Origin of the sequence: Hafnia paralvei ATCC 29927 (genome assembly GCF_001655005.1) — a bacterium.
Lineage (GTDB): Bacteria > Pseudomonadota > Gammaproteobacteria > Enterobacterales > Enterobacteriaceae > Hafnia > Hafnia paralvei.
The window spans coordinates 64,528-75,336 of record NZ_LXET01000059.1; the positions used below are offsets into that span (position 1 = coordinate 64,528).

Genomic DNA, 10,809 nt, shown 5'->3' on the forward strand with positions numbered 1-10,809 from the left:
ACTGTTTATTTAGGTAAATTAAGGGGGATGGCACGTAAAGCCACGCTCCTTAAGATACGGTCTCTGGTAGAATCGGCGGCTATATGACTTTAGTCAGCGTTACAATAGCAACTTTGCTGCACAACAAGGAATGCAAATGAAGAAACTGCTCCCCCTTCTTATTGGCCTGAGCCTTGGTGGCTTTACCACTTTAAGCCATGCAGAAAACCTGATGCAGGTATATCAGCAAGCCAAGGAAAGTAACCCCGATCTGCGTAAAGCTGCGGCAGATCGCGATGTGGCTTTTGAGAAGATTAACGAGTCCCGTAGCCCACTGTTACCACAGCTTGGCTTGGGCGCAGATTATACTTATACCAATGGGATGCGCGACAACGACGGCTTGAACTCGAATAACTACGGCGCGTCGCTGCAATTGACTCAAACCATTTTTGACATGTCAAAATGGCGTCAGCTTTCTCTAACTGAAAAACAGGCGGGTATCCAAGACGTCTCTTATCAGTCTTCCGAACAGACGCTGATGCTGAATTCAGCAACGGCTTACTTCAACGTGCTGCGCGCTATCGATGCGCTGTCTTACATTGAAGCCAATAAAGAAGCGATTTATCGTCAGTTAGATCAAACCACCCAGCGTTTTAACGTGGGCTTGGTTGCTATTACCGACGTACAGAACGCCCGCGCTCAATACGACTTGGTGTTAGCTAACGAAGTGACAGCGCGTAACAATTTGGATAACTCTTTGGAAGCACTGCGCCAAATCACCGGTCAGTACTATGGTCAGTTGGACTCTCTGAACGTAGAACGTTTCTCAACCACTAAACCAGAGAATGTGAATAGTCTGCTGCAAGAGGCTGAAAAACGTAACCTGTCATTATTGAGCGCTCGCCTGAGCCAAGATTTGGCTCGTGAGCAGATCAAATATGCACAGACAGGCTATATGCCAACGTTGGATCTGACTGCATCTTCTGGTGTCAGCAATACAGACTACAACAGTTTGTCTAACAGCCAGAAAGCGCAGAACTCAAACGGAGCCAGCAGCTATCAGGGCCAAAACACTATCGGCCTACAGTTCAACCTGCCGCTGTACTCCGGTGGTGCAACCAATTCTCAGGTTCAACAGGCACAATATAACTTTGTTGGTGCAAGTGAATCTCTGGAAAGCGCACACCGTAGCGTTATTCAAAACGTTCGTTCTTCCTTTAACAACATCTCTGCCTCTATCAGCGGCGTTGAAGCTTATCGTCAGGCCGTCGTGTCTGCACAAAGCTCTTTGGAAGCGACCGAAGCCGGTTATCAGGTTGGTACACGTACTATCGTTGACGTGCTAAACGCAACTACCACGCTGTATAGCGCGAAGGAAAGCCTGTCTAACGCACGTTACGATTACCTGATCAGCCAGCTCAATATCAAATACGCATTGGGTACGCTGAACCAAAACGATCTGATGGCGCTTAACGGCGGCCTGACTAAGCCTGTTTCTACCACACCGGACATTATTGCTCCGCAGGGTAAAACACAAGCCGACCAGGTTAACAGCGACTACAGCGCTGCACCAGTTGCACAAGCGACTCCTGTATCCAGCACCTCTAGCAGCAAAGGTAAGAATCCTTTCCGCAACTAACCTACGATGTTAGATGCCGCTGTGGCGAGATGACAAAGGGGCGAATTTTCGCCCCTTTGCTTTTTTGGCGCTATCAGCCCTTCGTTTGCATCCAGCTCACGGAATTGTTCCTCTTTTCCCGCTTTAATAACCACTTGTCTTTTACTGATGGATTTTATTTGTGCAGCCAGATACTTCTTCCGACCGTTGGATCTATTTTTTCTCTCACGGAAATTTGCCGGAGACAATGCGTCCTGCACAGCCGATTTATCAATCTTGGGTGCGCTGCCAAAAGCTGATGCAGCCCATGCCGTGGAAAATGCCTCACCGCGCAGCAGGGGCAACGCTACGCTCCATATGCCAACGTAAAAACGACCTGCTGGTATTAGGCCAAGCAGCGCTAGAAGATGCCTATGAATATATGGAGTCACGTCCCTGTGTTTTGCAGATCCTCGATGAAAGCGGTTGTTTGCTTTGGCAATGTGGGCACGTAAAAACGCGAACCGCACTCGCCGCACTCGGCTTTGATATCGGCAGCTATTGGGCCGAAGGACATATTGGTACTAACGCTCCAGCGCTAGCAATGCGCGATGGTAATCCTGTTCAGGTACATGGTGACGAGCATTTCAAGCAGGCATTACGCGCATGGCACTGCAGCGCAACGCCGGTGTATGACAACAGTGGTCGACAGCGTGCCGTTATCGTCATTGCATGTCTGATAGCAGACTATGCGGTCAGTGATTTACCGTTAACATTAGCCATTGCTCGCGAAATTGGTAATTCGCTACATACTGATGCGTTGCTGTCAGAAACCAATCGTCACCTCAACGAGCTTTACGCGCTGTTAGATGGCGTGGAAGATGGTGTCCTTGCATGGGATCACAACGGCTGTCTGCAATATTTGAATCATCGCGCTGCGGGGATGCTGCTGTTAGATGAACAAAATAGTTTGGGTCGCCCGCTTCCTTCGCTGCTTACTCTGCCTTCATTGTTACAACATGCCATTCAGCAACGGCTACCACTTAATCATGTCGAAATGACGTTTGAAAGCCGCAAACAATTTATCGCCACGCTGCTCACGCTGAAGCCCGTTCCTGACGGTGAACACTGCGGCTTTATCGCATTACTGCATCCGCTAGACCAGCTGCGAAGGTTGGTGAATCATCAGTTGGGAAAGGTCAGCCAAACCTTTGAACAAATGCCCGCTGGTTCGCTCGATATGCGTCGCCTGCTGAGATACGGCCGTCAGGCAGCACGCGGTCAACACCCTATTCTACTACAGGGGGAAGAAGGCGTCGGCAAGGAGCTACTGGCTCAGGCAATCCATAACGCCAGCGAACGGGCTAACAGCTCATACATCGCTATTAACTGCCAAACTCTGGTTGAAGGCCAGTTCGCTAAAGAATTGCTCGGCAGTGACGCGACCGAAACCGACGCCGGCCTGCCGAGCAAGTTTGAGCTAGCAAACGGCGGCACGCTGTATTTGGAGCAAATAGAATATTTGCCACCAGAGATGCAGTCTGTACTCCTCCAGATAATTAAAACGGGCGTTATCATGCGCCAAAACTCCAGCCGTATTATCCCGGTCGATGTACGCATTATCGCCGCGACTGGCGCAAATCTACCGCTGTTGGTTAAACAAGGTCGATTCCGTCGTCAGTTATTCTATACATTGCAGTCGTTCGAGCTACAGATTCCACCACTGCGTCAGCGCCAGTCGGATATACCGCTGCTGGTGACTCATCATCTGAATATTTTGGGTCAACATTTCCATTGCCGTTATCAAATCGACGAAGCCGTTCTGCTTCAATTACGCGACTACCCGTGGCCGGGTAATGATCAGGAGTTGAAAGGGGTCGTCGAACGCGCGGCGATGATTTGTCAGCATAACCATATTCGAATGGCCGATCTGCCCGAACATTTAATGACGGAAAAACTGACGGTAGAGCCGGAAAGCCCCTTGTTGACGCCAGTGATGTCATTGGAGGATGCAGAGCGCCAAGCAATTATCCGCGCGGCTCATGCAGCACAGGGTAAACCTCATGATATGGCAAGAATGCTGGGAATTGGGCGCACGACGCTATGGCGCAAACTGAAGCAGTATCAGTTGGAAATGGAACAGTTTAAGAGTGACTAATTCATTTTGATAACCGCCCCCTCATCTAAGGGGAGGCGGTTAGATAGACTTGGTATCCAAGAACAAGGTCGATAGTTCGCTTTTAAAACTGTTCGGCCTTCACCAACATATTCTCTTCATAAGCTTTCGCTTTCTTGCGGTCGAACTGATGCTCCCACTTGGCAATCACGAGGACCGCCAACGCATTCCCTACCACGTTCAACGCAGTACGAGCCATGTCAAGAATACGGTCAACGCCTGCAATAAACGCTAATCCTTCTAATGGAATACCCACGCTGCCAAGCGTGGCTAACAACACGACAAAAGATACGCCTGGCACACCGGCGATACCTTTAGAGGTTACCATCAACGTCAGCACCAAAACGATCTCCTGCCCAATAGATAAATCAATGCCATAAAGCTGAGCAATAAAGATGGCCGCAATACTTTGATATAAGGTAGAACCATCGAGGTTAAAAGAGTAACCCGTCGGCACCACAAAGCTGGTGATGGACTTAGGCGCACCGTAAGCTTCCATTTTCTCAATGATACGCGGTAGTACCGTTTCAGAACTCGCCGTGGAGTAAGCCAGAATCAGCTCATCCTTCAGGATTTTGATCAATGTCCAGATATTGAGTTTGCATAACTTAGCCACTGACCCCAGCACCACCAACGCAAAGAAGATAATCGCGAAGTAAACTAGCACCACCAATTTAGCTAGCGGTACTAGAGAGGCAAAACCAAAGTTCGCCACGGTCACAGAGATCAAGCCAAACACCCCGATAGGAGCATAACGCATGATCATGTGAGTCACTTTAAACATGCTTTCCGAAACCGCCTTAAATACCTTTAGCAGCGGCTCTTTAGTTTCTTTTGGCAAAGACGATAATCCTAAACCAAACAGCACTGAGAAAAAGATGATAGGCAGAATGTCGCCTTTAGCCATTGAGGCAAACAGATTCGATGGGATCAATGCCAGAATGGTTGAAACTAGGCTATGAGATCCGCTCTGCACCTGTTCCGTCGTTTTTTCATACTGGGAGATGTCCACCGTTGCCAACGTAGACATATCAATGCCATGCCCCGGCTGGAACACGTTGGCCAACGTGATCCCCACGATAATTGCAACCGTAGTGATAACTTCAAAGTAGATGATAGTTTTGAGGCCGATTCGTCCCAACTTCTTCGCATCACCCACGCCAGCAATACCCACAATCAGCGTAGAGATCACGATGGGGATAACAATCATCTTAATCAGACGAATGAAGATATCGCCCGCAGGGCTCAAAATATTGCTAACTAACCAAACGCGTGACTCTTCCTGATTGTGCAATACAGCACCAACGATGATACCTAAAATTAATGCAGCGACGATTTGCCAAGCAAGTGTAAATTTAAATTTCTTCATTCCCGAAAATGTTCCTCAATGATAATAGAGCCTACCCAGCTTCTTATATTTATCTGCAGCTGTAGTTTTTATTCCGTAAAGTATTTACTCATTTCCTATCGCGACCTGTCTAAATGCGACCTATATTCTGTATCATTTTGCGGTGGCTTTCCGCAAGCCAATATTGAATCGCGATGTACGCTGAAACCGCATAACGCCCTGTCTCATATAAATCAAGAAAAGAAATAACTATTTGTTATAAAAGGAAAATAAACCCATTCATCCTTGCTAACACTGGATGACACTCAATCGATTAATTATGCATGTTTTTTGACATAATCTTGGAATGAAACGAATAATTAACCAAGAACTGTCGAGGTATTATGCACCATGATGGTGCAATGGAGGATATAACGGAAGCTAATACTCCTAATCATGATGAGAAAATAACCTATCCTATTATTCATTTTTATTATCTGATTATTTTTCCTGCCAGAGATTCTTTTTAATTTCTTTATCACTGACTATTAATTTATATATTGTTTCTCTACGTTATTTTCTTCACGCTCTTATAATTTTATTACCTCCCACTGACTTATCTTAGATGAGCACATGCTAAGCCAACCTTCCACGTAATCCCCTTGCTAGATACCAATATTTTTATTGCGTGATCAATCGCGCAAAAAAGACACAAATCGAGCGCGCGAATCATTTTTAACCTTATATTGACATAATATTAACATCCGCAAGGAGGATAACGATGAGCCAGATCCATAAGCATTCTATTCCTGCAAACATTGCAGAACATACCCTGATTAACCCACAGATGTACCGTGAACTCTACCAACGCTCAGTCAAAGATCCCGATGGATTCTGGGCTGAGTACGGAAAAATTATCGATTGGATGAAACCTTATAGCAAAGTAAAAAACACATCATTCGATCCTGGTCATGTCAGTATCCGTTGGTTCGAAGACGGTACTTTGAATTTGGCAGCAAACTGCCTAGATCGTCATTTAGAGGAACGCGGCAATCAAACCGCGATCATCTGGGAAGGTGACAATCCACAGGAAAGCAAAACCGTAAGCTATCGAGAGTTACATCACGACGTATGCCGCTTTGGCAACGTACTTAAGAAACTTGGCGTCAAAAAAGGCGATGTTGTTGCTATCTATATGCCTATGGTGGTTGAAGCCGCCGTAGCAATGCTGGCCTGCGCGCGCATTGGCGCCATTCATTCCGTCATTTTTGGTGGTTTCTCACCAGAGGCCGTTGCTGGTCGCATCATCGATTCTAATTCAAAAATCGTCATTACCGCTGATGAAGGGTTGCGCGCAGGTCGCCCTATTCCTTTGAAAAAGAATGTGGATGACGCACTGAAGAATCCAAATGTGAAGAGCGTCGAGCACGTCGTGGTGTTCAAGCGTACTGGCAAACAAGGTGAATGGAACTCAGACCGCGATCTGTGGTGGCACGATCTAATTGAGCAAGTCGATGCTAACTGCCCGCCGGAAGAGATGAATGCAGAGGATCCACTCTTCATTCTGTATACCTCTGGCTCAACGGGCAAACCCAAAGGCGTTTTGCATACCACCGGCGGTTATTTAGTTTATGCCGCAACCACATTTAAATATGTCTTCGATTACCATCCCGGCGATATCTACTGGTGTACCGCTGACGTTGGCTGGGTCACTGGCCACAGCTACTTGCTGTATGGACCATTGGCGAATGGTGCAATTACATTAATGTTTGAAGGCGTACCTAATTATCCTGGCGTAAACCGCTTATCGCAGGTGGTTGATAAGCATCAAGTCAATATTCTATACACTGCACCAACGGCTATTCGTGCACTGATGGCCGAAGGTGATAAAGCCACTGAGGGTACTCAGCGTACCTCATTGCGTATCATGGGCTCGGTAGGTGAGCCGATAAACCCTGAAGCTTGGGAGTGGTACTTCAACAAGATTGGTAATAGTAAGTGCCCAATCATGGACACATGGTGGCAAACCGAAACCGGTGGCTTCATGATCACTCCGCTGCCAGGAGCCATTGAACTCAAAGCCGGTTCTGCCACCCTACCTTTCTTTGGCGTGCAGCCAGCATTAGTCGATAACGGCGGAATACCTCAAGAAGGTGCCTGCGAGGGTAATCTCGTGATGGTCGACTCGTGGCCGGGACAGGCGCGTACGTTGTTCGGCGACCACGATCGCTTTGAACAAACTTACTTTTCCACTTTTAAAGGCATGTACTTCAGCGGCGACGGCGCTCGTCGGGACGAAGATGGGTATTACTGGATCACCGGGCGCGTTGATGATGTTCTCAATGTGTCTGGCCACCGCCTAGGAACCGCAGAAATTGAGTCAGCGCTGGTTTCCCATCCAAAAATTGCCGAAGCTGCCGTGGTCGGCGTTCCGCATAACATTAAAGGTCAGGCAATTTACGCCTATATCACACTCAATCACGGAGAAGAGCCAACGCCAGAGCTCTATACCGAAGTGCGCAACTGGGTGCGCAAAGAGATTGGCCCGATAGCCACACCTGATATTTTGCATTGGACCGATGCGCTGCCTAAGACCCGTTCGGGGAAAATCATGCGTCGTATCCTGCGCAAAATTGCAGCCGGAGACACGAGTAATCTGGGAGACACCTCAACACTGGCAGATCCGGGAGTCGTAGAGAAGTTGTTAGAAGAAAAACAATCAATGGAAGTTTCATCTTAATTAGTCGCACGACGTATCGCCGCCTGAGCGCGGCAAAGAGCTGACCACATTGGCATCGCTTTCAAAGCTATGCCTGTGGGACAGCTTTTATTCAATCAATGCCTTACTAGGAGTCGCTCTGATGAATGATGCCATTTATCAAAGGATTGAAAATAACCCGCGCTTCAAGGAACTGGTGCAAAAACGTGAAAGATTCGCTTGGACTCTTTCCTGGATAATGATGATTTTATATTTCGGTTTTATTTTACTGATTGCTTTTGCACCTGGCTGGCTGGGAACGCCAATTTCTGAAGGCTCCAGTGTAACCCGCGGGATCCCTATTGGCGTTGGCCTGATAGTGGTTTCCTTTGTGTTAACCGGCATTTACGTCATTCGTGCCAACGGTGAGTTCGATCGCCTCAACCATCAGGTTCTTCAGGAGGCAGGGCAATGAAATCACGTCTTTTGATGCTTTTTGTTCTCGCAGCCATGTCTTTTTCGAGCTATGCCGCAGATGCTATTACTGGCGCGGTCGAACGGCAGCCGTTAAACATCCAAGCCATCGTGATGTTCGTTATTTTCGTTGGAGCAACGCTCTATATTACCTACTGGGCCTCAAAGCGCACACGCTCACGTAAAGACTACTATACCGCAGGCGGCAATATCACGGGTCTGCAAAATGGTTTGGCGATGGCTGGTGACTTTATGTCTGCCGCATCATTTCTGGGGATTTCAGCTCTGGTATATACCTCAGGATACGACGGATTAATCTATTCGCTAGGTTTCTTGGTTGGCTGGCCAATCATGTTGTTCCTCGTTGCTGAACGCCTACGTAACCTTGGACGTTATACCTTCGCAGACGTTGCATCCTATCGTTTACAGCAAAGACCCATTCGAACCTTATCTGCCTGCGGCTCATTGGTTGTCGTGGCCCTGTATCTAATTGCTCAAATGGTAGGGGCAGGTAAGCTAATCGAATTACTATTTGGCCTGAACTATCATATCGCCGTGGTATTAGTCGGTGTATTGATGGTGATGTATGTTCTTTTTGGCGGAATGCTAGCAACGACATGGGTCCAGATTATTAAAGCTGTATTATTACTCGCTGGCGCATCATTCATGGCAATCATGGTCATGAAATCCGTCGGCTTTAGCTTTAATACCCTGTTTAACCAGGCAATGGAAGTCAACCCGAAAGGCGCTGCGATTATGCGTCCTGGGGGATTGGTATCAGACCCAATCAGCGCACTTTCTCTGGGATTGGCACTCATGTTCGGCACCGCAGGATTGCCTCATATCCTGATGCGTTTCTTTACCGTCAGCGATGCGAAAGAAGCACGTAAAAGTGTGTTCTACGCAACTGGTTTTATGGGCTACTTCTACTTCCTAACCTTCATCATCGGCTTCGGTGCTATCGTGTTAGTGGGTTCAAATCCCGCCTTTAAAGACGCTGCGGGCGCACTGATTGGTGGCACGAATATGGCAGCCGTTCACTTAGCAGATGCAGTTGGTGGAAGCTTCTTCCTCGGATTCATCTCTGCGGTCGCCTTTGCCACTATCCTTGCCGTAGTTGCTGGTTTGACTCTTGCGGGTGCTTCAGCGGTCTCCCACGACCTCTATGCCAATGTCTTCAAGCAAGGCAAAGCCACTGAACGCAATGAGCTGAAAGTCTCCAAAATCACCGTGTTAGTGCTCGGTGTGGTCGCTATTGGGTTAGGTATTTTATTTGAGAACCAAAACATCGCCTTCATGGTGGGCTTAGCGTTCTCAATTGCGGCCAGCTGCAACTTCCCTATCCTGATTCTTTCCATGTACTGGTCGAAATTAACGACTCGCGGTGCGATGGTTGGCGGCTGGTTAGGCCTACTAACAGCCGTAGTCTTGATGATCTTAGGCCCAACTATTTGGGTCAAAGTATTGGGGCATGCAACGCCAATCTATCCCTATGAATATCCGGCGCTGTTCTCAATGGCTGCTGCATTTATTGGCACTTGGCTCTTCTCGATTACCGATAATTCAGAGGCGGCAGTGCAGGAACGTGGGCGTTTCTACTCGCAGTTTGTACGCTCACAAACGGGGGTAGGGATCTCGCAGGGGACTTCTCATTAAATAAATAAGGGCTCTTCGGAGCCCTTTTCCCTATAGCAGATTTAATTATTTCTGTACTGTTCAAAAATCGCTTTAGCTTCCATATCGCTCAACGTTCTCTCACCAGCATAGACAACCAAGCCACTGTTCCTAAACGCAGTGCGAGCAGTGATTTCCTTTAACACCCGATCTTCTATTTGAGACAGCCCACCTTCGAACATATCTAATGCATGTACAAGCAGACCGGGGCGATTAAAAGGAGTATTGAAGCGTGGCATCACTTGCTGAGCTAATTCGCGCAACAGTTTTTCAGCAGGGAAAAATTGGCCTACCAGCAAACGTTCTGTGGTAAATAACGCAGATCCGGTAATTTCTTGTTGGGTCTCGATATTCCGTACCGTTATCTTATTTGTTCGTATCTGAATATAGATTAAGCTCACAAAACGTATCCTTGTTTTGGTTTTGAAATAGCAAAGCACCCGCTTAAAGAGCGAGGTCTTTTATTTAACGTCTGCTCACTACGCTGAACTTCCCTGAAAGTCGACTTGTGAGTCAATGCATAGCGTCGCTCAGCCTCGTTTCCGACAAGGTTATCCTACTCTTTCAAGACACTTATCAACAAGCTTCAGACAAAACAAAAAGGCCATCCTTGCGGATGGCCTTTTTGTTTTATTTAAAGTCTGGCAGTTCCCTACTCTCGCATGGGGAGACCCCACACTACCATCGGCGCTACGGCGTTTCACTTCTGAGTTCGGCATGGGGTCAGGTGGGACCACCGCGCTGTTGCCGCCAGACAAATTCTTTTTAAGCCGAACATTAACCACTAATTAGAGTGGTGCTGATACCCAGAGTCGAACTGGGGACCTCACCCTTACCAAGGGTGCGCTCTACCAACTGAGCCATATCAGCACAACTAATTTGGA

At 47.6% G+C, this 10,809-nt stretch carries 7 protein-coding genes, 1 tRNA gene and 1 rRNA gene; 5 read left to right on the forward strand and 4 right to left on the reverse strand.

Annotated elements, in window-relative coordinates:
• Positions 1-136: 136 nt before the first annotated feature.
• On the forward strand, positions 137-1,618 hold the full coding sequence (gene tolC, locus M988_RS19255; RefSeq protein WP_016361102.1) for an outer membrane channel protein TolC: 1,482 nt from the start codon (positions 137-139) through the stop codon (positions 1,616-1,618).
• 226 nt (positions 1,619-1,844) lie between these two features.
• A complete protein-coding gene (dhaR, locus tag M988_RS19260) occupies positions 1,845-3,734 on the forward strand; it encodes a dihydroxyacetone kinase operon transcriptional regulator DhaR (RefSeq protein ID WP_039184508.1) in 1,890 nt (629 codons plus the stop codon).
• Between the two features lie 82 nt (positions 3,735-3,816).
• Here dhaR and gltP read toward each other — a convergent pair whose 3' ends face one another.
• A complete protein-coding gene (gene gltP, locus M988_RS19265; RefSeq protein ID WP_008814693.1) occupies positions 3,817-5,121 on the reverse strand; it encodes a glutamate/aspartate:proton symporter GltP in 1,305 nt (434 codons plus the stop codon).
• Between the two features lie 739 nt (positions 5,122-5,860).
• Between gltP and acs the strand changes: the two genes are divergently transcribed.
• From acs to actP, 3 genes are all read left to right on the forward strand, one after another.
• The gene (gene acs, locus M988_RS19270; RefSeq protein WP_008814692.1) at positions 5,861-7,819 is read left to right on the forward strand and encodes an acetate--CoA ligase; all 1,959 of its coding nucleotides are present in this window, start codon (positions 5,861-5,863) and stop codon (positions 7,817-7,819) included.
• 121 nt (positions 7,820-7,940) lie between these two features.
• Positions 7,941-8,252, forward strand: coding sequence for a DUF485 domain-containing protein (locus M988_RS19275; RefSeq protein ID WP_004095228.1), 312 nt, complete (start codon positions 7,941-7,943; stop codon positions 8,250-8,252).
• Entirely contained in the window at positions 8,249-9,907 is a 1,659-nt protein-coding gene (gene actP / locus M988_RS19280) for a cation/acetate symporter ActP (protein ID WP_008814691.1), read from the forward strand. Before M988_RS19275 ends, actP begins: the two co-directional genes overlap by 4 nt.
• Before the next feature lie 41 nt (positions 9,908-9,948).
• Here actP and M988_RS19285 read toward each other — a convergent pair whose 3' ends face one another.
• From M988_RS19285 to M988_RS19295, 3 genes are all read right to left on the reverse strand, one after another.
• On the reverse strand, positions 9,949-10,326 hold the full coding sequence (locus tag M988_RS19285) for a YjaA family stress response protein (protein WP_008814690.1): 378 nt from the start codon (positions 10,324-10,326) through the stop codon (positions 9,949-9,951).
• Positions 10,327-10,564: 238 nt separating this feature from the next.
• A 5S ribosomal RNA gene (gene rrf, locus M988_RS19290) occupies positions 10,565-10,680 on the reverse strand.
• Positions 10,681-10,719: 39 nt separating this feature from the next.
• Positions 10,720-10,795: transfer RNA gene (locus M988_RS19295), tRNA-Thr, on the reverse strand.
• Positions 10,796-10,809 lie beyond the last annotated feature (14 nt).

What these genes read in the sequence shown, in the direction of transcription:
- tolC (WP_016361102.1), top strand. Translation starts at nt 137, where the DNA reads ATGAAGAAACTGCTCCCCCTTCTTATTGGCCTGAGCCTTGGTGGCTTT.
- dhaR (WP_039184508.1), top strand. Translation starts at nt 1,845, where the DNA reads ATGCGTCCTGCACAGCCGATTTATCAATCTTGGGTGCGCTGCCAAAAG.
- gltP (WP_008814693.1), bottom strand. Translation starts at nt 5,121, where the DNA reads ATGAAGAAATTTAAATTTACACTTGCTTGGCAAATCGTCGCTGCATTA.
- acs (WP_008814692.1), top strand. Translation starts at nt 5,861, where the DNA reads ATGAGCCAGATCCATAAGCATTCTATTCCTGCAAACATTGCAGAACAT.
- M988_RS19275 (WP_004095228.1), top strand. Translation starts at nt 7,941, where the DNA reads ATGAATGATGCCATTTATCAAAGGATTGAAAATAACCCGCGCTTCAAG.
- actP (WP_008814691.1), top strand. Translation starts at nt 8,249, where the DNA reads ATGAAATCACGTCTTTTGATGCTTTTTGTTCTCGCAGCCATGTCTTTT.